The sequence below is a fragment of the Saccharopolyspora halophila genome (assembly GCF_039531955.1).
GTDB classification, from domain to species: domain Bacteria; phylum Actinomycetota; class Actinomycetes; order Mycobacteriales; family Pseudonocardiaceae; genus Saccharopolyspora; species Saccharopolyspora halophila.
This window is the reverse complement of the sequence record NZ_BAAARA010000021.1, coordinates 244,774-265,127: the sequence shown is the minus strand read 5'-3', so window position 1 is coordinate 265,127 and position 20,354 is coordinate 244,774. Positions and strand designations below refer to the sequence as shown.

Annotated in this window: 22 protein-coding genes and 1 pseudogene; 18 read left to right on the top strand and 5 right to left on the bottom strand. The window is 68.4% G+C overall.

The features are described 5' to 3' along the window. Positions 1-133 precede the first annotated feature (133 nt). The 9 genes from ABD289_RS22170 to ABD289_RS22130 all read left to right on the top strand — a co-directional run bounded on the left by ABD289_RS22170 (position 134) and on the right by ABD289_RS22130 (position 7,612). Complete coding sequence (locus ABD289_RS22170; protein WP_344136303.1) at positions 134-976, top strand: AMP-binding protein; 843 nt, start codon at positions 134-136, stop codon at positions 974-976. Beyond that, positions 973-1,668, top strand: a complete 696-nt coding sequence (locus tag ABD289_RS22165; RefSeq protein ID WP_344136300.1) for an AMP-binding protein — start codon at positions 973-975, stop codon at positions 1,666-1,668. The genes ABD289_RS22170 and ABD289_RS22165 overlap by 4 nt, the downstream gene beginning before the upstream one ends. A 100-nt stretch (positions 1,669-1,768) precedes the next feature. Continuing rightward, a complete protein-coding gene (locus ABD289_RS22160; protein WP_344136297.1) occupies positions 1,769-2,155 on the top strand; it encodes a YchJ family protein in 387 nt (128 codons plus the stop codon). Between the two features lie 88 nt (positions 2,156-2,243). Beyond that, complete coding sequence (locus ABD289_RS22155) at positions 2,244-3,098, top strand: tryptophan 2,3-dioxygenase (protein WP_344136294.1); 855 nt, start codon at positions 2,244-2,246, stop codon at positions 3,096-3,098. Continuing rightward, positions 3,098-4,309, top strand: coding sequence for a kynureninase (gene kynU, locus ABD289_RS22150; protein ID WP_344136758.1), 1,212 nt, complete (start codon positions 3,098-3,100; stop codon positions 4,307-4,309). Before ABD289_RS22155 ends, kynU begins: the two co-directional genes overlap by 1 nt. A 199-nt stretch (positions 4,310-4,508) precedes the next feature. Then, positions 4,509-5,465: a chitinase gene (locus ABD289_RS22145; RefSeq protein WP_344136291.1), complete on the top strand. Its 957-nt coding sequence runs from the start codon at positions 4,509-4,511 to the stop codon at positions 5,463-5,465. Between the two features lie 105 nt (positions 5,466-5,570). Further along, complete coding sequence (locus tag ABD289_RS22140) at positions 5,571-5,795, top strand: hypothetical protein (protein WP_344136288.1); 225 nt, start codon at positions 5,571-5,573, stop codon at positions 5,793-5,795. Further along, positions 5,796-7,118 (top strand): wax ester/triacylglycerol synthase domain-containing protein, encoded by a 1,323-nt coding sequence (locus ABD289_RS22135; protein ID WP_344136285.1) that lies wholly within the window; start codon positions 5,796-5,798, stop codon positions 7,116-7,118. A 116-nt stretch (positions 7,119-7,234) separates the two neighbouring features. Then, positions 7,235-7,612, top strand: a complete 378-nt coding sequence (locus tag ABD289_RS22130; RefSeq protein ID WP_344136282.1) for a VOC family protein — start codon at positions 7,235-7,237, stop codon at positions 7,610-7,612. Positions 7,613-7,697: 85 nt separating this feature from the next. On the opposite strand, the gene ABD289_RS22125 is transcribed toward ABD289_RS22130, so the two are convergent. Further along, on the bottom strand, positions 7,698-8,639 hold the full coding sequence (locus ABD289_RS22125; protein WP_344136279.1) for a helix-turn-helix transcriptional regulator: 942 nt from the start codon (positions 8,637-8,639) through the stop codon (positions 7,698-7,700). A 62-nt stretch (positions 8,640-8,701) separates the two neighbouring features. Here ABD289_RS22125 and ABD289_RS22120 point away from each other — a divergent pair, with 62 nt between their 5' ends. After that, positions 8,702-9,250 (top strand): DinB family protein, encoded by a 549-nt coding sequence (locus ABD289_RS22120; RefSeq protein WP_344136276.1) that lies wholly within the window; start codon positions 8,702-8,704, stop codon positions 9,248-9,250. Next, positions 9,247-10,332, top strand: coding sequence for a winged helix DNA-binding domain-containing protein (locus ABD289_RS22115; protein WP_344136273.1), 1,086 nt, complete (start codon positions 9,247-9,249; stop codon positions 10,330-10,332). The genes ABD289_RS22120 and ABD289_RS22115 overlap by 4 nt, the downstream gene beginning before the upstream one ends. A gap of 102 nt (positions 10,333-10,434) precedes the next feature. Here the strand turns inward: ABD289_RS22115 and ABD289_RS25405 are convergent. Both ABD289_RS25405 and ABD289_RS22105 read right to left on the bottom strand, forming a co-directional pair. Beyond that, positions 10,435-10,848 (bottom strand): annotated as a pseudogene (locus ABD289_RS25405) (TIGR04141 family sporadically distributed protein); the annotation flags it as partial. Beyond that, on the bottom strand, positions 10,808-11,065 hold the full coding sequence (locus ABD289_RS22105; protein ID WP_344136267.1) for a hypothetical protein: 258 nt from the start codon (positions 11,063-11,065) through the stop codon (positions 10,808-10,810). The pseudogene ABD289_RS25405 and the gene ABD289_RS22105, both read right to left, overlap by 41 nt. A gap of 663 nt (positions 11,066-11,728) precedes the next feature. Here ABD289_RS22105 and ABD289_RS22100 point away from each other — a divergent pair. Further along, entirely contained in the window at positions 11,729-12,214 is a 486-nt protein-coding gene (locus tag ABD289_RS22100) for a cupin domain-containing protein (RefSeq protein WP_344136264.1), read from the top strand. Between the two features lie 98 nt (positions 12,215-12,312). After that, positions 12,313-13,002 carry a recombinase family protein gene (locus ABD289_RS22095; protein ID WP_344136261.1) on the top strand — a complete coding sequence of 230 codons (690 nt, stop codon included), beginning with the start codon at positions 12,313-12,315 and terminating at the stop codon, positions 13,000-13,002. A gap of 497 nt (positions 13,003-13,499) precedes the next feature. Here ABD289_RS22095 and ABD289_RS22090 read toward each other — a convergent pair whose 3' ends face one another. Both ABD289_RS22090 and ABD289_RS22085 read right to left on the bottom strand, forming a co-directional pair. Continuing rightward, positions 13,500-13,868 carry a hypothetical protein gene (locus ABD289_RS22090; protein WP_344136258.1) on the bottom strand — a complete coding sequence of 123 codons (369 nt, stop codon included), beginning with the start codon at positions 13,866-13,868 and terminating at the stop codon, positions 13,500-13,502. Between the two features lie 619 nt (positions 13,869-14,487). Beyond that, the gene (locus ABD289_RS22085; RefSeq protein WP_344136755.1) at positions 14,488-15,093 is read right to left on the bottom strand and encodes a hypothetical protein; all 606 of its coding nucleotides are present in this window, start codon (positions 15,091-15,093) and stop codon (positions 14,488-14,490) included. A gap of 547 nt (positions 15,094-15,640) precedes the next feature. On the opposite strand from ABD289_RS22085, the gene ABD289_RS22080 reads away from it, so the two are divergent. The 5 genes from ABD289_RS22080 to ABD289_RS22060 all read left to right on the top strand — a co-directional run bounded on the left by ABD289_RS22080 (position 15,641) and on the right by ABD289_RS22060 (position 20,346). Then, on the top strand, positions 15,641-16,333 hold the full coding sequence (locus ABD289_RS22080) for a haloacid dehalogenase type II (RefSeq protein WP_344136255.1): 693 nt from the start codon (positions 15,641-15,643) through the stop codon (positions 16,331-16,333). A gap of 45 nt (positions 16,334-16,378) precedes the next feature. Beyond that, a complete protein-coding gene (locus tag ABD289_RS22075; protein ID WP_344136252.1) occupies positions 16,379-17,026 on the top strand; it encodes an MBL fold metallo-hydrolase in 648 nt (215 codons plus the stop codon). A gap of 40 nt (positions 17,027-17,066) precedes the next feature. After that, on the top strand, positions 17,067-17,501 hold the full coding sequence (locus tag ABD289_RS22070; RefSeq protein WP_344136249.1) for a helix-turn-helix transcriptional regulator: 435 nt from the start codon (positions 17,067-17,069) through the stop codon (positions 17,499-17,501). 10 nt (positions 17,502-17,511) lie between these two features. Then, positions 17,512-17,922 carry a VOC family protein gene (locus ABD289_RS22065; protein WP_344136246.1) on the top strand — a complete coding sequence of 137 codons (411 nt, stop codon included), beginning with the start codon at positions 17,512-17,514 and terminating at the stop codon, positions 17,920-17,922. Between the two features lie 66 nt (positions 17,923-17,988). Beyond that, complete coding sequence (locus tag ABD289_RS22060; protein WP_344136243.1) at positions 17,989-20,346, top strand: ATP-binding cassette domain-containing protein; 2,358 nt, start codon at positions 17,989-17,991, stop codon at positions 20,344-20,346. Positions 20,347-20,354: the final 8 nt, after the last annotated feature.

The following is a 20,354-nucleotide window of genomic DNA, read 5'->3' as shown; positions in this document are numbered from 1 at the left end:
GGCTCAGCATGGCAAGCCAGCAAAAATAAATCAAGCACGCTTGATTGTTTCTGTTTGGCATTCCGCCTACCATCGCGGATTATGACGTGCGCCACACTTCGCGTCCCGCATCGTCGAGGCAAGGGAGCAACCGATGACCGTGACCCCGCCGATGGACCTCGGCTCCTGGATCTCTCGCCGCGCCGCGGCCACGCCGACCCTGCCCGCGATCACCTTCGGAGGAAGCACGCTCACCTACCGCGACCTCGCCGGTCGCGTCGACCGCTTCGCCGCGGAGCTGGCCGCAGGCGGGATCGGCGCGGGCGACCGGGTGGGCTACGTGGGTCTCAACCACCCGGACTTCCTGGTCACCCTGTTCGCCACCGCCCGGCTCGGGGGCATCTTCGTTCCGCTGAACAACCGCCTCACCGCGGCCGAGCTCGAGTTCATCCTCGCCGACGCCGGCGTGCACACCCTGGTCGCCGACGCCGAGCACACCGCCGCGGTCGACCCGGTCCGCGCGAACGCGGGCGTGCGGCGCGCGATCGCGTTGACCCCGGTCGAGGGCTGGGAGTCGCTGGAGGACCTGATCACCGCACGGGAGCCGCTGGCCGAACCGGTGTTCCCGGGCGCCGACGAGGTCGCGGTGATCATGTACACCTCGGGCACCACGGGACGCCCGAAGGGCGCCATGCTCACCCACGGGAACCTGTTCTGGAACAACGTGGGCTCGATGCTGGCCTTCGACCCGAGCCAGGACGACGTGACGCTGGTGTGCGCCCCGCTGTTCCACATCGGCGGGCTCAACGTCACCACGCTGATCACCCTGCAGAAGGGCGGGCACGTGGTGCTGATGCCCGGCTTCGACCCGTCCGGGGTGCTCCGGCTCATCCCCGAGCACCGGGTGACCACGATGTTCGGCGTGCCGGCGATGTTCCTGTTCATGACCCAGGTGCCGGATTCGAGACCGCCGACCTCTCCAGCCTGCGGTACTTGATCTGCGGCGGCGCCCCGGTGCCGGAGACGCTGATCAAGGCCTACGCCAAGCGCGGCGTCCCGTTCGCCCAGGGGTACGGCCTGACCGAGACCGCCCCGCTGGCGCTGATCCTGCGCACCGACGAGGTGGACGTGAAGGTCGGCGCTGCCGGGCACAAGGTGCTGCCGCTGTCGGACGTGCGGCTGGTGGACGCCGCGAACCGCCCGGTCGGCGCGGGCGAGCGCGGCGAGATCTGCGTGCGCGGGCCGCAGGTCATGGCGGGCTACTGGAACAACCCCGAGGCCACCGCGGCCGTGATCGACGAGGAGGACTGGTTCCACACCGGCGACATCGGGCAGGCCGACGAGGACGGCTACGTCTGGGTGGTCGACCGGGTCAAGGACATGGTGATCAGCGGCGGCGAGAACGTCTACCCCGCCGAGGTCGAGGACGTCCTCTACCACCACCCGGCCATCGCCGAGGTCGCCGTGCTGGGCACGCCGCACGAGCGCTGGGGCGAAGCGGTCACCGCCGTGGTCGCTCCGCAACCCGGCAGCACCCTCACCCTCGAGGAGCTGCGCGAGTTCTGCCAGGACAAGCTGGCGGGCTACAAGATCCCGCTTCGCCTGGAGTTCACCGAGGCACTCCCCCGCAGCTCCTCCGGCAAGATCCTCAAATACCGCCTGCGCGACCAACTCCCGGAATCCGGGTGACCCATCGGCGAGCGGGCGGTACCACCGGCCCGCCCGCTCGCCATCCTCGGTTCGCGGGCTCCCCGACGTCGGCGAGCGCCACCGATGAGAGGCTTGCCGGATGAGCACCTCGCGCAACTGCCCGTGCGGGCTCGGCGAGCCCTTCGCCGAGTGCTGCGGCCCGCTGCACGCGGGCGAGAAGCGAGCGGCCAGCGCCGAGCAGCTGATGCGCTCGCGCTACACGGCCTTCGCCGTCGGCGACGCCGAATACCTGCTGGCGACCTGGCACCCCTGCACCCGGCCCGCCGAGCTCGATCTCGACGACGAGCAGCGCTGGATCGGACTGGAGATCCTCGAGCACACCGGCGGCGGCCCGTTCGACGACCGGGGCACCGTGCGCTTCCGCGCGCACTACCGCCTGCGCGGCGAGAACCACGCCGTCAGCGAGCACAGCCGCTTCGCCCGCGAAGACGGGCAGTGGTACTACGTCGACGGCGACCACGACTGACTGAGCACAAGCGATTCTTCCGCTGCCCGGCACGACGTCCGGTGTCGAAAGCCCGCGCCGAGCCGCTCGCGGCGGTAGCGTCGGCCGCATGGCTGATCCGGCCAACACCCGGCCCGTGGAGGAGCAGGTCGTTCGCGACCTGCGCGGAAGGCTCACCTACGGCGACTACCTGCGGCTGGACCTGCTGCTGGCGGCGCAGCAGCCGATCAGCCAGCCGGAGCATCACGACGAGCTGCTGTTCATCGTCCAGCACCAGACCACCGAGCTGTGGCTCAAACTGGTGCTGCACGAGCTCCGCGCGGCCCACGACCACCTGGCCGCCGACCGCTTGCGATCCGCGCTGAAGGCGCTGGCGAGGGTCAAGCACATCCAGCGCACGCTCACCGAGCAGTGGTCCGTGCTCGCCACGCTCACCCCGTCGGAGTACCTGGAGTTCCGCGACTTCCTGGGAAGTTCCTCGGGTTTCCAGTCGGTGCAGTACCGCGCCGTGGAGTTCGTCCTGGGCAACAAGAACAGCGAGATGCTCGAGGTGTTCGGCCACGACGAGCACGCCCGCGCGATGCTGACCGCGCTGCGCGACCAGTCGAGCATCTACGACGAGTTCCTGCGCTACCTGGCCCGCTGCGGGCACCCGGTCCCCGAATCGCTGCTCCAGCGCGACGTCCGCCTCGCGCACACCTTCACCCCGGAGCTGGTCCCGGTGCTGCGCGGCATCTACGAGAACCGCGAGGACAACTGGGACGCCTACGAGACCTGCGAGGAGCTGGTCGACCTGGAGGAGAACTTCCAGCTCTGGCGGTTCCGGCACCTCAAGACCGTGGAACGCATCATCGGCCACAAGCGCGGCACCGGCGGATCCAGCGGAGTCGAGTTCCTGCGCGAAGCGCTGGAACTGACCTTCTTCCCGGAGTTGTACGCGGTGCGCACGGAGATCGGAGCGTGATGGAGGACTTCGAGGCCAGGGCCCGCGGACTCGACGCGGCCGATCCGCTGCGCCACTTCCGCGAGCGGTTCGTCGACGCCGGCGACGTGGTGGCATATCTGGACGGGAACTCGCTGGGCCGCCCGCTGCGCACGACCACCGACCGGATGACCGAGTTCATCGAGGACGAGTGGGGCGGCAGGCTGATCCGGGGCTGGGGCGAGGGCTGGATGGACCAGGCCCTGAACGTCGGCGATCGCCTCGGCCGCATCGCGCTCGGTGCCGAGCCCGGCCAGGTCGCGGTCGCCGACTCGACCAGCGTGCTGCTGTACAAGCTCGCCCGCGCCGCGGTGGACCTCCGGCCGGACCGCAGCGAGATCGTGCTGGACACCGACAACTTCCCCACCGACCGCTACGTGCTGGAGGGCATCGCGGCCGAGCGGGATCTGCGGTTGCGCTGGATCAGCACCGACCCGGCGCGCGGGATCACCGACGAGCAGGTCGCCGAGGTGACCGGCCCGGACACGGCGCTGGTGGTGTTCAGCCACGTCGCCTACCGCTCGGGCTACCTCGCCGACGCCGCGGCCATCACCAGGACCGCGCACGCCGCGGGCGCGCTCGTGCTGTGCGACCTCTGCCACTCGGTCGGAGCGGTCCCGATCGACCTCGACGAGTGGCAGGTCGACTTCGCGGTCGGCTGCACCTACAAGTACCTCAACGGCGGCCCCGGCTCCCCCGCGTTCGGCTACGTCAACCGCACCCACCACGGGCAGGCCCAGCAGCCGATCTGGGGCTGGATGGGGCACGCCGAGCCGTTCACCATGGGCCCCGGCTACCGGCCCGCTGCCGGAATCCGGTCGGTGCTCAGCGGCACACCACCGATCCTGGCGATGCTGCCGATGATGGCGTCGCTGGACGCGCTCGAGGAAGCGGGTATCGAAGCGGTGCGCGCGAAGTCGCTGAGTCTCACCGACTTCGCCCTCGAACTCACCGACACCTGGCTGCTGGACCGAGGTGTGGAACTCGTCTCGCCCCGGGCGGAAACGCTGCGCGGAAGCCACATCACGCTGCGGCGAGCGGACTTCCGCGAGATCAACGACCGGTTGTGGGAGAAGGGCGTCATCCCGGACTTCCGCAGCCCGGACGCGATCCGCATCGGCCTGTCCCCGCTGAGCACCAGCTTCGCCGAGGTGCACCGGGGCCTGTCGGCTCTGGCGGAAGCGGTCGGCTGAGCGCACCTGTCCCGAACCCGCTGCACCACCCGAGGGCAGGCCTTCCCCGCTCCGGCCGAACCAGTGCTTGCGGGTTCCCGCCAAACAGGTCCAGACCCATTGCCCTCCAGTGCAGCCCTTCGTAGGTTCCTCGCACGCACGACGCAGCGCTGCGGCCGCGAACGTCGTCAACACCCGAATCCGAGCGAGGAGAACGAACATGCGGGCCTTGCCCAAGCTCCTGACAGTGGTCGTGGCCGGGACGATGCTGCCGCTGACCGCCACCTCGGCCAACGCCGAGCCGCAGGTCGAGCCGCATTCCGCGCCCTACATCGACGTCATGCAGGACGCGCCGACCATGCCCGAGGTCGCCGAGGCCACCGGGCAGCTGCACTACACCGCCGCCTTCGTGCTCGGCAGCGCGCAGGGCTGCACCCCGATGTGGGGCGGCGAGCGTCCCGTCGACGACGCCGGAATCATCGGCCAGTTCAACACGATTCGCGACATGGGTGGTTCGGTCACCGTCGCCACCGGTGGTGCGATGGGACCGTACCTCGAGAACGCCTGCGGCTCCGCCGATGAGCTGCTGACCGCTTACAAGACGATCCTCGACGTCACCGGCTCCAACAGCCTGGACGTCGACGTCGAATCCAACATCGAGCACGACATGGTCAACGAGGCCCTGGCCAGGCTGCAGGACGAGCGCGGGACGCAGGTCAGCTACACCTTGCGCGTGCAGGGCGACGACTACGGCCTCGACCCGTACTCGGTGCAGGTGCTGGAGAGCGCCGCGGCGCACGGCGTCGACGTGCTGGTCAACCCGATGACCATGGAGTTCGGCTCGGACAAGCCCTGGGGCGACGCCGTCATCGCCGCGGCCGAGAGCGTGCTGGGCCAGATGAGCGAGATCTGGCCGGAACTCGGCGACGCCGAGCTCAAGGCACGCCTGGGCGTGACCCCGATGATCGGCGCCAACTACAACGGCAAGATCTTCAACCAGGACCACGCCCGACAGCTGGTGGACTGGGCCACGGCCAACCGCATCGGCATGCTCTCGTTCTGGTCGGCAGGCCGGGACAACGGCAGCTGCCCCGGTGGCGCCGTCTCGCCGACCTGCAGCAGCATCGAGCAGACCGAGTACGAGTTCACCAACATCTTCAAGCCCTTCGGAGCCTGACGTGCCCCGCGAGCGCCCGGGGCCAAGGCCTCGGGCGCTCGCGCAGGCCGGGACACGTCGAATCCGTTCGCAGGAGAGCCCAGCAAGATTTGGGCTCAGGTGACGATGTCTTCCGAGCGAGCCTGGCAAGCGGGTCACCGCGCAGCGCGGCCGTGGCTGCTCGCCACCGCGCGGGTCGGTTGCGCGATGGGCGCGCTCGCGGTTCTGCAGCTGTTCACCGGCTCCGCGTTCCCGCTTGCTCTGATGGTCCACGCGCTCGGATTCGCGACGGTGATCGTCGTTCTGGTCGTCAGCGCCCGCAGCGCGAACCGAGCAGGACGGAGTGGCTAGTTGCGCTTGGTCTTCCACCCGAAGATGAGCGCGGCGGAACTCACCTACCTGACTGTGGGATGCGCTCACGACGTGAACGTCTCGATGGTCTTCCCGCTGGTCCTGGACACCGAACTGCGCCCGGAAGAGATCCGCGAGGAGCTGCTTGAGCTCGCCGCGACCGTTCCGAGGTTCCGCCAGCGGATCGTGCGCGAGTCGCCCTGGGCCATCAACTGGTCGGCCGCTGAAGACGTCCGGGTCGAGTCCCACCTCACCGAGATCGCGGTCGGCGAGGGCGGTCTCGACGCGGCCTTCGCCCAGCTACCCGCTCTGCTGGACCGGCCGTTCGATTACGGCGAGCCTCCGTGGCAGGCGCTGTACTTCCACGGCATGCCCGATGGGCGCAGTCTCCTGATTCTGCGCTTGCACCACTGCATGGGCGATGGGTTGACCTACGTCGCCGCGTTCCGACAAGCGTTCGGGAATCCCGAGGCCGGGCTCACCGCGATCGAGGCAGCTGGTGGCCTCGGGCGGGCCGCACGAGCTCTGGCGGAGCAGGTGTGCCGAACCACCGCAGCAGCCGGACGCGCGGTCGCGCACGCGCTCGTACCGAGCGGGCGCGCGGGCCTGCGCGACGAGTTCCAGATCTGGTCCACTCCCCCGCCTCCCGGACGGATGGACCGAACGCGCAGTGGACAGCGAATCGCGATGTGGACCGTCCCGACCGAGGACTGGGCGCGCATCGCGCGGGAGAACGGCGTGCGGCGCAACGACCTCTTCGTGCTGATCGCGTCTTACGCCGAGTCCGCGTACCGGGACTGGCCGGACGGGCACTCGATCGCGATCATGCCGATCAGCATGCGGCCCAACCCGGACACCGGAACGGAGCAGGACGGATCGATCGCGCTCGCCAGCGGTGTCGTGGTCCTCGACCGCGACGACATCCGGGCTGGCCGACTGACCAGGATCGGCGACGCGACCAGGGCCGCTCGGGACGACGCGCTCGACTCGTCCTACCGACCCGTCGTCCCGGAACTGATGCAGCTGCTGCCCGGAAAACTTCGCCGACTGCTCAACCTTCGGCTGTTCAGCAGGTCCGACCTGGTCGCCAGCAACGTCGGCGGCGGCGAGCGGATGCACGTCGGCCGCGCCGAGGTTTCGGTTTTCACCGCCGTATCGCCGGCGGTGGGCTGTCCGGTCGCGTTCACGCTCTACACCTACGCGGACCGGGTCCTCCTGGTTTCCTCCATCGATCCCGGAATCATCGCCGACACCGGCGAAATGGAATCCGCCGTCGAGGAAGCGCTGGCGCTCTTCACGGCCGGAGCGACTCGCCTCGTCTAGACCGCCCGCACGGTCCGCTGTTCGCCGCTCGAACCGCGGCGACGGAAATTCGCTCGCGGACTGTCCGACTCGACCGCTATAGTCCGATCGCTCCGATGCTGAAAGTAGGTTTTGCAATGGCATGTCGTATCAGTGAACTCGTGCTCGAGTGCCGCGATCCCGAGGCGCTGGCGGAGTTCTGGTGCGAGATCTTGGACTTCGTCGTGCTCGATCGCGAGGAAGGTTGTGTCGAGGTCGGACCGCGCGAGGGTTTCGGCGGTCTGCAGCCGACGATCATCCTGAGCTACCGGGACGAGCCCACCGGCGGTCCGCTGCCGCTGCACATCGACCTCAATCCCACCGACCAGGACTACGAAGCCGAGCGCCAACGCCTGCTCGACGCCGGTGCCAAGCCCGCCGACGTCGGCCAGACCGGCGAGGAACCGTGGCAGGTCTTCGCCGACCCGGAAGGCAACGAGTTCTGCCTGCTCCGGGCGCGCCTCGATCGCCTCTGACGGTCGCTGGACCGGCCGTGATGAACGCCCTGACGCGTCCGGCGTCGGGGCGTTTTGCGTGCGGACCGGCGCCGAACGCTCGCGGTCACGGAGTGCCCGCTGCTCGGGCGAAGCGGTCCGCGAGCTGGGCGAAGGCCTCCCGCAGTTCCGGCGGACCGACGACCTCGATGTCCACGTCGTACTTGGCGAACTCCGCCGCGAGGCTTCGCCAGGACCAGGACCCGAGGGTGAGCCTGCAAGTTTCCGGGTCGACCTCCTCGACGATGCCGTCGTGGCTGTACCGCGCGACCGCGGCAGCGGGTAGCCCCAGCACGACCTCGCCTTGGCAGGGCCAGGTCTCGTCGCCCTGGAACCGGTTGCGGATGAAGGTGGCGACGTCGCCCTCGGGCAGCTCGCGGGGCACGAAGCGGGGCCCGGTCGGGATTCGCGGCGTGATCCGGTCGGCGCGAAATGTGCGCCAGTCCCCGCGGTCGAGGTCCCAGGCGACGAGGTACCAGCGCCCACCCCAGGTGACCAGGTGGTGCGGGTGCACCCGGCGCGGGTGCTCGGAACCTGCGTGATCGAAGCGCAGTTGCTCGCGCGCGTTCACCGCCGCGCTCAGGGCCATCAGGACCTCGCTGCCGACTCGGTGAGCGGTACGTCGTTCGACGGCGGTGACCTGCAGGGAGTCGATCCGGTTCCGCAACCGGGACGGCATCACCTGGCGGATCGTGGCCAGGGCACGCTCCGCGGCCTCCTCGATGCCCGCGCCCGCGGTGGTGGCGCTGCGCAGCGCGATGGTCAGCGCGATCGCCTGTTCGTCGTCGAACAGCAGCGGCGGCAGGTTGCTGCCAGCTTCCAGCCGGTACCCGCCATCGGGACCCTTGATCGTCCCGATCGGGTAGCCGAGTTCGCGCAACCGGTCGACATCGCGGCGGACCGTGCGGTCGCTGACCTGCAGGCGCTCGGCCAGCAGGGCACCCGGCCAGTCGCGACGAGCCTGCAGCAACGAGAGCAGCGACAGCAGTCGCGCCGAGGTTTTCCGCATGGGTTCCATCATGCCGCGAGCAGCGGACAAAACCTGTCCGCTACTGCTGTCATGCTCCACCCATGACCGATACCGAGAAGCGCGAACTGCTCGACGAGCTCGCCACCGTCCGATCCCAGATCATCGGCACCGTGCGCGGTCTGACCGACGAACAGCTGAGCGAACGTCCGACCAGCAGCGAGCTGTGCTTGGGCGGGGTGATCAAGCACGTGGCCTCCACCGAGGAGGCGTGGCTGCGGTTCGTGCTGGACAACTCGACGATGGACTTCGCGCTGCCCGACGGGGTCGGCTGGGACGACCTCATGGCAGGCACCGCGCGCGAGCTCCCGCAATGGATCATCGACCGGCAGAACGACTTCCGGATGCTGCCCGGCGACACGCTGGACGGGATCCTGCAACGCTACGAGCAGGTGGCCGCGCGCACCGAGGAGATCGTCGCCTCGCTCCCCGGCCTCGACGCGCGGCATCCGCTGCCGGACGTGCCCTGGAACGAGCCCGGCACCGAGCACAGCACGCGTCGCGTGCTGCTGCACGTGATCTCCGAGACGGCGCAGCACGCGGGACACGCCGACATCATCCGCGAAACCATCGATGGGCAGACGTCCACGTGACCGTGCTGGACGCACGGGCGCTCAACCGCGCGACGCTGGCCCGGCAGCTGCTGCTCGAACCGAGCGACCTCGCCCCGCGGGAGGCGGTGGCGCACCTGTGCGGCCTGCAGGCGCAGGAACCGCAGGAACCGTTCACCGGGTTGTGGTCCAGGCTGCGCTCGTTCGACCCGGCAGAGCTCTCCGGGCTGCTGACCGGCGGGCAGGTCGTGCGCACCCATCTGATGCGCCGAACCATCCATCTGCTCACCGCGGACGATCTCCTCGCCTGGCGGTCGCGCCACGACGCGATGCTGCGGCAGCGGGTCATCGGGGTCTATCGCGGCGAGCTCGGCGAGGTGGACCTGGACGAACTCGCGGCCGCCGGGCGGGAGGTGCTGGCCGACGGCGAGCCGCGATCGATGGGTGAGCTGGCGCGCGCGGTCAGCGATCGCTGGCCCGGGGTGAGCGTGCGCGCGCTGGGTGAAGTGCTGCTCGGTGCGCTGATCCCCGCTGTGCAGCTGCCACCACGCGGGTTGTGGCGGCAGCGTGGCGGTGCGCGGTATCTGACGGTCTCGTCCTGGCTCGGGCGCGAGATCGACGGGCGTTCGGCCGACGACGAGGCGGGAAAGCAGCTGGTGCGACGATATCTCGCGGCTTTCGGGCCTGCAGCCACCGCCGACATCCGCGCCTGGTCGGGACTGGCCGGATTGCCCGGCGCGGTCAAATCTCTTCGCGGAGAATTGGTTTCCTTCCGCGACGAGCGTGGCCGGGAACTCCTGGACCTTCCCGACGCACCGAGACCCGATCCCAACACCCCGGCTCCCGTGCGGTTCCTGCCCGCGTTCGACAACGCCGTGCTCGGCTACGACGACCGCAGCCGGATCATCGACCAGGAGAACCGGGGGCTCTCGGTCGCTGGTGACCGCGTCGTCCTCGTCGACGGCCGCGTCGCCGGTACCTGGTACGTCGCGGAACGCACGCTGATCGTGACCGCGCTGCACGGACTTTCGCGCTCCGCTCGCACCGCTGTGCGCGAGCACGGCAGCGCGCTGGTCGCCTTCCTCACCGGCGGCGAAAGCGATCGGGTCCGCGTGGTGACGTAGCCGCCGGGCGATCCGGGCCTGCTGCTCGTCCTCGGCCGTCTTGATTCCCACCACCTCGACGTCGACGTCCCAGGATTCGAGGGCCTTCACCGCCCGGGCGAGAGCGGCTTGGGAGAACGCGAACAGCGTGTCCGGGGTGAGCTCGCGCCCGTGCTCGAGCAGGATCGCGAAGACCACGCGCTTGGGGCGGTAGTCCGGCGGGACGTGGCCGCCGAGCTCGGCGATCTCGTCCGCGAAGCGTTCCCGGACGTCGGCGTCGTTGAGCAAGAGCTGAACGGACACCAGGCCCTGGTAGAATAGGTGGCTCAGCGAACTGGATGCCTTGGCCTTCTCGACCATGACCACCGTGCCGTCGGCGGCCAGCAGGTCGCAGACCTCGAAGGAGTCCCTGTTCTTGAGCGGGTTCGCCACGCTGTGCTTGTCCAGGCGCACATAGCCCTCTTCCGGGCAGTCGCGGGGGACGCGGTCGTTGTAGTCACCCTCGTTGTAACCGGCGGGCCAGGACGGCAGCCGCACCGATGCCGCCGCGGTGATCACCCTCGCGACGGTCTTTCGGACCTCGGGAACGCTCTCCGATCTCGTACCACTGATCGTCGGCGAGGTGGAATCGTCGAGACCCGAGCGAGCCATCGGCCTCCAGGAACCGGATCGCCGGAACAGTGGCCAGCGGGTCGACGCGCTTGGCGCCGAGGTGTTCGAAGAAGCGCGACCCGGCCTGGCCTTTCTCGGGCACGTCGCCAGCGGCCTGCCCAGAAGCATCGACAAGTTCTTGACGAGGGACTGCCGCCGCTGGAGATCACCGAGTGCCCGTTCGATCCGACCCCGCCGGTCGAGCACGTACGAGGCGCTCACTGGGTGCAGCCGCTGGTAGTCGAGGTCAACTAAAGGAACTCACCCGCGACGGGCGCCTCCGTGCTCCCTCGTGACGTGGCGTCTTCACCGACATCGACCCCAGCGCCGTCGTCGTGCCGAGTGAGGATGCCGTGGGCTCATCGTGGACGGGCAGTCACGGTCGAGACCCGATGATGTCGATGCCTACAGGCGCGACGAGACGACCACCCCGGTCAGATGGACCGGGAGACCTTTCTGTGCTGGTCACACAGCGAAAATCAGCGCCTCTTGCGTTGTGTGCTGCGATTACGAGGACTCGCGACGTGGTGTGGGCGTCTGGTCCGCAGCGATCGCGGCGTCGAGCACAGACGCCATGCCTGCGCCGGCACGAAACCGTTGCCCTGACCGTCCAGCAGGACGACGGCCAGGTAGGCGTTGCCACCGATCACGCTCAGGTTCAGCTCGCACCCCTAGAGCTCGCCTCGGCAACCCGCGATGAGCCTGGCCTTGGCGTATCGTCGACTCAGTTCGCTGGTAGCCGCGGAGGGCGAGGGCGGTGTGGACAGTGGCCAAGCATCGGATTCTGGGTCCCGAGGACGGCGATCTCTATGAGCCGGAGCGGGCCTGTGGTGACCGGTTCCTGATCAACAGCCGTGAGTGGGGCGGGCGCTTCTCGTTGGTTGAGCACCGCCTGCCCCCGAGGGTGCTCGCGGCTCCGCTGCACAAGCACACACGCGAGGACGAGTTCAGCTTCATCCTCGAGGGAACGGTTGGTGCGAGGTTCGGGGACAAGGAAGTCGTAGCCAGCCCACGCGATCTGGTGTTCAAGCCACGCGAGGAGTGGCACACGTTCTGGAACGCGGGAGAGACACCGGCACGCCTGCTGGAGATCATCTCTCCTGGAGGGCTGGAGGAGCTGTTCGAATGGCTCGACCAGTTGTCGGACGAGCTCAGTCCCGAGGAACTCGAGCAGAAGGCAGCTCCGTACGGGTGCTCGGTGGACATGGAATCGACCATGGCGCTGGTCGAGAAGCACGGTCTGGTGTTCTAGCTCCTGCCCCTCTCCCATTCTGGTAACCGCGCCCGTTCGCGAGCCAGTGTGCTGTTGAACCGCAGTAAACGGCCACCGCTCACGGACGCAGCCTCGCCATGCACGGCGGCGTGCTGATCAACACGCGCCGGCGGCAAGATCGTAGCCCCACCAGACGTCGAGAAATGGCTGTTTGCAGGCACTCGGCCAGCGCGGTGTCGCCTTTCCGGTTCCTCGAGCAAGGCATCGACACCACCACCGCCGAAGGGCGCATGCTCTACCGGATGCTCACCGCCGTCGCCGAGTTCCAGAAAGACCTCATCCAGACCAACACCCACGAGAGCCTGTCCGCCGCCCGCGCCCGGGGCCGCAATGGCGGCCGCAAAACCCAAACTCAGCCCAGCTCAAGTGCGAGATGCCCAGGCCAAGTACGACTCCCGCGAGTGGACGGTCGGCCAAATCGCCGAGCTCTACGGCGTGCCCCGCACCACTCTCTACAACCACCTCACCACCGGCACCACACCCAGCCACCCCGAGGCCGCGGGCCGGGCGCCGGACCGCGGCGAATCCACCGAGCAGGCTTCCCCCGCCAGCCCAGCAGACTTCAGCACTCAGGACCACGTCCCCGCGGCCGAGCACCCCGTCGTCGCGCACGAAACCGGCTGCCAAGTCCAGCGGGCAGCGACGCCAGCGCTACACCCACGAGCAGATCAACGCCTACCAGCTCGAGAAGGTGCGCAACGAGACAGATCCTCGAATATCGCGTGCTCGTCGCCGGCGACGTGTTGGGCACGATCGCGCGTCCCTGATTCGACCACAGCGGCTGGATCGCCCGCGACACCGCCGGGGTCACTCTGCCCCACCGCGGCGACACCGGTCGCTACGCCAAGGACCAGCAACACGCCGTGGCCGACCTGATCGCCGGGCTCGGCTACACCGGCACGGCCCGGTGAGACCGAGCGGCTGTTCAACGAGTGGACACGGACATGAGAATGGCCCCGGCCCTGTCGTAAAAGACGGGACCGGGACCTTCCCATGTGAGGCGTGGGGCGACGCGTTCACACTCGGCAGCAACGTGCGCCGCAGGAACTCGTCGAGCGTGTCGTCGTCGACGTCATACTCCGGGACGCACCTCACGGGAACAGCAGAGATACCGCTTAGCGCCAGTTTTCGTTCGGATGATCCGCACGCCCCTCATACAGCTAGCGCCTTCGCTGCGAGATCGAGGCGGTCCCAGCGATTTCGTGCTGGTGACGAAAGGGCTCACGTCCCGGCGACGTGAGGCCTTTCGTCACCGCAACCGGGGTCAGGCGGTGCCGTATGTCCACCCGGAACAGTTAATTGTTCCGCCCGAGGAGCTCAGCCGGCACACCCTGTACCTGATCTTGCTTCCCTCGCGCATGTTCATGTTGTGGTCGACCGTGGTTCCGGAACCTTTGCGGTTGGTGAATTCACCCCAGGTGTCCACATCGGCGCGGTAGTACTTGACGTACACCCCGTAGCCATCGCTATCGGTGTCGGCCGCGTAGAGGTGGTCGCCGTTGTGATCGAATGCGGCATGACCGCTGCACTGCCCCTCGGTCGTACACGCCGCGGAACTATCGCCGGCATAGGCCGAGGGCACGAACACCACACTGGCCACAACGGCGAGACCAGCAACAACTAACTTGCGCATGAGCGAATCTCCTCACGTCAGTGGCATGATCCGCGGCGCAGCCTTCCACGCACCCGTTTCCCGTATGACCGTTTTGGTCCTATTTCCTACGTTCGGACCAACGGAGCGTTCCGACCACCCGATTCATCACACCGGCATGGGCGCGAAAACCGCTCTGCACGGACGAAAACGGCCCCTCAGTCCCGGCGCGTAATCGGGGATCCGAGTGAGAATCAGGTTCGTACGCCTCGAGTTGAGATCGAGCCCGGGTCCTTGCTTGCTGCTGAGTACCAACGTTGCTTGCTAGCGAGCCAGCAAGCTGGGCTCTGACGCAAAGCGGGGCCCGCGCTAGTGTTGCGCGGGCCCCGTGGGTTGTGGTGGTGCTAGCGGGCTGATCGTGTTGCGCGCTAGGCGCCGAACGCGTTGCCCTGGGCCCATCTGATGGCGCAGAGGTCGATCGGGCGGTCGCGGTGACGCTCCAGCCGATCCAGCCAGCGGTCCATGGCACCACGGCGCCGGAAGCCCGTGCGCGCGATGAGGTCGTCGACGCGGCGCTGACACTGGGCCCGCAGCCTCGGTCCTGGAAAGCATCGTCGAGCCCCTGCTACACCACGGCATCGTTCCTATCCCATCAGCGGGATCACAACATCGCTATGAAGACCGTGCCGCCGACCACGGCACCGACGGCCACGCCGACCGCCACCTGAGCGGCGGTGTGGTCGCCGAGCTCAACTCGGGACCACGAGATTGCGACTACTGCGGACGCGGCGATCCACCAGAGCGGGCCGAAGACCAGTGCGAGGATGACCACGGCGCCGGCCGCGACGGCCGAGTGCATGCTGATCTTCCATTTCGCGGTGATCGCGCCGGTGGCGAACAGCGATACCAGCATCGCCACATCCAGCGCGATCAGCATCCAGGGCGCGCCGAGCACCAGGAGAAGCGCGAGCCCGAGGCCGCTGGAGACGATGAGGGCGATGAAGGGCACGAGACGCCCTGCGCGGTTGCGGACGTGGTGGCTGTCCCAACGTCCGGTTTTGGCGCCCCAGACGATCACTCCCATCGGGATGATGCTGCTGGTCAGCGACACGATCAGGCCCCAGCCCAGGGTGGAGGCCAGGGAGCGAGTAGCGGCCCAGGCCACGGCCAGAGGGAGGGTCAGCACGATCACCCACGGCGCCAGTACCTCGGTGATGATCCGGGCAGTTCCGCGCGCGTTCGCGTTCCGGGTGTCGTGGGGGGTCATGTTGCTCATGTCGTGCTGGGCTCCGGGACGTTCTGCAGGGCGCCGTACGCGCGGGAGACCCGGCTGAGCCAGGCCACCTCGCTGTCCAGGTCATCATGGCCGATGGCTGGCCGCCGACGGCTCAGCGGTCACCTCGGCGTTGAGCTCCGGAACCGAGTTCGAAATAGCTCAATACCCAGGCCATCCCGGCTTCATGCGCTGTTCCGCCAGGAACAGCGTCAATCGGCCTCGGCGTTGGGGTGGAACATCCCGATATGCCCGGACGTGGTCGGAGCCTCTCGGTTGCTCTGCGGGCCGTCAAGCTGAACGACGGCGACGATCAGACCGGACAGCAGGAGGACGAATAACCACCCGAAGACGCTCTCCCGCGGGCTCGGCTCGGGTGGTGACAGTTTTGCCTAAAACTGTCCCGGCAGAACGGACATTGATCATGCACAGTTTTAGGCAAAACTGTCACCGGCCACCCGGGTGCGGCGTGAGCTGGGTGGGGATGTGCTGGTTTAGGCTCCTGGCGGGAAGTCCGGGTCTCGGTTGTGCGGGAGTGGGGATGTCCATGCGACCTACCGCCGTCGCGTTCGATGTCGTGGAGACGTTGATGTCGTTGGAGCCGTTGGGCGAGCGGTTCGAGCGCGTAGGACTGCCCGCCGGGGCTGTGCGGGAGTGGTTCTCCCGGACGCTGATGTACGGCTTCGGGCTCTCCGCCGCCGGCGACTACGCGCCGTTTCCGGAGGCCGCGGCCGAGGCGCTCCGGTGCGTCGGCAGGTATCGGTTGTCCGATGACGACGTCGACCACGTGCTCGCCGGGTTCGGCGAGCTGCCTGCCCACCCCGATGCCGCGCCCGCGATGCGGGCGCTGGCCGACGGCGGGGTGCGGATGATCTGCCTGACCAACGGCGCTGCGGCCACCACCGAGTCGTTCCTCGCGCGCACCGGGCTGGACTCGCACATCGAGCAGGTCGTGCCCACGGCCGCGGTGAGCTCGTGGAAACCACCCGCACGGGTGTACCAGCACGCACTCGAGGTCCTCGGTCTGCCCGCCGATGAGGTGGCGCTCGTGGCGGTGCACGCCTGGGACTGCCACGGCGCCGCCCGCGCCGGGTTGACCACCGGATGGGCGAGCCGCCTGGAGGGCGGCTACGGCAGCATCTTCACCCCCGCAGATGTCACCGGCGCCGACCTCGTCGAGGTCGCGGAGGGATTGCTCGCCCTGCCCCGGCCAGAATCATTGACTTCGAGTTAACTAGAACTCCTAGCCTCGGCGCATCACCGACTACGGAGGTTTGAGATGCGCAAGATCAGGCATGACCTGTGGGCGACCGAGATCGAGCACCCCATTCCCGGGCTCAGCACCCGCGCCTACCTGTGGGCCGGGCCGCGCGGGAACGTGCTGTTCTACAACACGTCGCAGCAGAGCGAGATCGACGAGCTGGCCGAGCTGGGCGGCGTCGACCGGCAGTACCTCAGCCATCGCGACGAGATCGGACCGTCGCTGCGGACGATCAAGCAGAGGTTCGGCTCGACGCTGCACATCACGGCGGCCGAGGCCCCGGTGGCCGAGGAGATCTGCGCCGTCGACGGCACGTTCGACCGGCGCCAGGCCGAGTACGGCTTCGAGGTGATCCCCACCCCGGGGCACACACCGGGCAGCGCTTGCTTCCTGGTCCCCTCCTCCGACGGCAAGAAGTACCTGTTCACCGGCGACACGATCGTGCGCGCGGCCGAGGGCAACTGGTTCGCCGGGTACATACCCGGGCACTCCGACAAGGACGCGCTGACCGACACGCTCGAGGTGCTCGCCGAGCTCGACCCGGACGTGATCGTTTCCAGCGCGGTGGCCGACGGTTCCGGATTCACCGAGCTCGAGGACCGGACGTGGTCGGAGTGCGTCCGGGAGGCGCTGACCGAACTCGCGGGCTCGCCTTCGAACACCTGACCAGCGGACCGCGCCCCGGTCGATGTGCCAGGATTCGTGCGTGGCGAACTCATCGGACCAGCGGCTGCAGGACCTCGCACGGCTGCGGCGGGTGCGGGACCGGATCGACCGCGAGTACCGGCAGCCGCTGGACGTTGAGGCGCTCGCCCGGGGCGCGCACATCTCCGCCGGGCACCTGAGCAGGCAGTTCAAGGCCGCCTACGGCGAATCCCCGTACTCCTACCTGATGACCCGGCGGATCGAGCGGGCGATGGCGCTGCTCCAGCGCGGAGACCTCGGCGTCACCGAGGTCTGCTTCGAGGTGGGCTGCAGCTCGCTGGGAACGTTCTCCACCCGCTTCAGCGAGCTCGTCGGGATGTCGCCGAGCGAGTACCGGAAACGGGCCCTCGACCTGGCCGGAGTTCCGTCCTGCCTGGTCAAGGCCGCCACCCGACCGGTCAGGAATCGAGAAGCAGCGCCGGCCAGGCGGGCCTAGCCTGGACGTCATGGACATCAGCATCAGCTCGAGCTTCCTGCCGCACGACGACCCGGACGCGGCCTTGCAGTTCTACCGGGACGTGCTCGGCTTCGAGGTCCGGCTCGACGTCGGGCACGAAGACATGCGGTGGATCACCGTCGGGCCAGCGGGCCAGCCGGACACGTCCATCGTGCTGCAACCGCCCGCCGCCGACCCGGGAGTCACCGACGAGGAGCGGCGCGTCATCTCCGAGATGATGGCCAAGGGCAACTACGCCGGGGTTCTGCTGGCCACCTCCGACGTCGATGCCGCGTTCGACCGGGTCCGGGCAGGCGGAGCCGAGGTGGTGCAGGAACCGGCGGATCAGCCCTGGGGAGTGCGCGACTTCGCGGTTCGCGACCCGGCGGGCAACCTGCTGCGCGTCCAGCAGCGTCGGTGAGCACCGGCAGACTGCTCCCCGGACGAACCGACCGATTCCCGCCCCGAACGATGGAGTTCCGAGGACATGGCCAGCACCCACATCGCCGACAGCCACGATCTGATCCGCGTCCAGGGAGCGCGGGAGAACAACCTCGCCGACGTCCGCGTGCAGCTGCCCAAACGCCGGTTGACCGTGTTCACCGGGGTGTCCGGGTCGGGCAAGTCCTCGCTGGTGTTCGCCACGATCGCCGCCGAGTCGCAGCGGATGATCAACGAGACCTACAGCGCCTTCCTGCAGGGGTTCATGCCCAACATGGCCCGGCCGGACGTGGACCTGCTCGACGGGCTCACCACGGCGATCATCGTCGACCAGGAGCGCATGGGCGGCGATGCGCGCTCGACCGTCGGCACCGCGACGGACGCGAACTCGATGCTGCGGATCCTGTTCAGCCGGATCGGCAAGCCGCACATCGGTTCGCCCCAGGCGTTCTCGTTCAACCTGGCCTCGATCAGCGGCGCCGGGGCGGTGAAGTTCGAGAAGAGCGGCCAAACCGTCAAGGAGCGGCGCGAGTTCAGCGTCACCGGCGGTATGTGCCCCACGTGCGAGGGTCGCGGCCAGACCAGCGACTTCGACCTGACCGCGCTCTACGACGACTCGAAGTCGCTCGGCGAGGGCGCGCTGACCGTCCCCGGCTACAGCATGGACGGCTGGTACGGGCGGATCTTCGCCGGTTCCGGCTTCTTCGACATGGACAAGCCGATTCGCGAGTTCACCGACCAGGAGCTGCGCGACCTGCTGCACAAGGAAGCCACCAAGATCAAGGTCGAGGGCATCAACCTCACCTACGAGGGGATCATCCCGAAGATCCAGAAATCGATGCTGGCCAAGGACCGCGAGTCCATGCAGCCGCACATCCGGGCGTTCGTGGACCGGGCGATCAAGTTCACCGACTGCCCCGATTGCGGCGGCACCCGGCTCAGCGCCGAAGCGCGGTCGTCGAAGATCGACGGCGTGAACATCGCCGACTGCTGCGCGATGCAGATCAGCGACCTGGCCGAATGGGTCTCCTCGCTGGACAGGCCCGAAGTGGAACCGCTGCTGGCCAAGCTGCGCCACACCCTCGACTCGTTCGTCGAGATCGGGCTCGGCTACCTTTCCCTGGATCGCCCGGCGGGCACTCTCTCGGGTGGTGAGGCGCAGCGGACCAAGATGATCCGGCACCTCGGTTCCTCGCTGACCGATATCACCTACATCTTCGACGAGCCCACGATCGGCCTGCACCCGCACGACATCCAGCGGATGAACGGACTCCTGCTGCGGTTGCGCGACAAGGGCAACACCGTGCTGGTCGTGGAGCACAAACCGGAGACCATCGCCATCGCCGATCACGTCGTCGACCTGGGGCCGGGAGCCGGATCCGACGGTGGCGCGGTGTGCTTCGAAGGAAGCGTCGACGGGCTGCGCCAGAGCGACACCATCACCGGTGAGCACCTCGACGACCGGGCGGCGGTCAAGGAGGAGGTGCGCGAACCTCGGGACGCGCTCGAAATCCGCGGGGCCGATGCGAACAACCTCCGCGACGTCGACGTCGACATCCCGCTGGGCGTGCTCACGGTGATCACCGGTGTCGCGGGATCCGGCAAGAGCTCCCTGGTCCACGGATCGATCCCGGCCGAGGACGTGATCTCGATCGACCAGGGCGGGATCCGCGGCTCGCGGCGTTCCAACCCGGCCACCTACACGGGGCTGCTCGACCCGATCCGCAAGGCCTTCGCGAAGGCCAACGGCGTCAAACCCGCGCTGTTCAGCTCGAACTCCGAGGGTGCCTGCCCGAACTGCAACGGGAACGGCGTCATCTTCACCGACCTCGGGATCATGGAGACCATGGCCACCACCTGCTCGGAGTGCGAGGGCAAGCGGTTCCAGCCCGAGGTCCTGGAGCACGAGCTCGGCGGCCGCGACATCAGCGAGGTGCTGGCCATGTCGGTGACCGAAGCCGCGGGCTTCTTCGGCGAGGGCGCGGCGAGAACACCTGCCGCGCACAAGATCCTGCGCAACCTCGACGACGTGGGGCTCGGCTACCTGCACCTCGGCCAGCCGTTGAACACCCTGTCCGGCGGCGAGCGGCAACGGCTCAAGCTGGCGACCCGGATGGGCGACAAGGGCGGGATCTACGTCCTCGACGAGCCGACCACCGGCCTGCACCTGGCCGACGTGGAACAGCTGCTGGCACTCCTGGACCGGCTGGTGGACTCGGGCAGGTCGGTGATCGTGGTCGAGCACCACCAGGCCGTCATGGCCCACGCGGACTGGATCATCGACCTGGGCCCCGGAGCGGGCCACGACGGCGGCCGGGTGGTCTTCGAGGGCACGCCCGCCGAGCTCGTCGCGGACCGCTCCACCCTCACCGCCCGGCACCTCGCCGAATACGTCGGCGCCTGACCGCACGG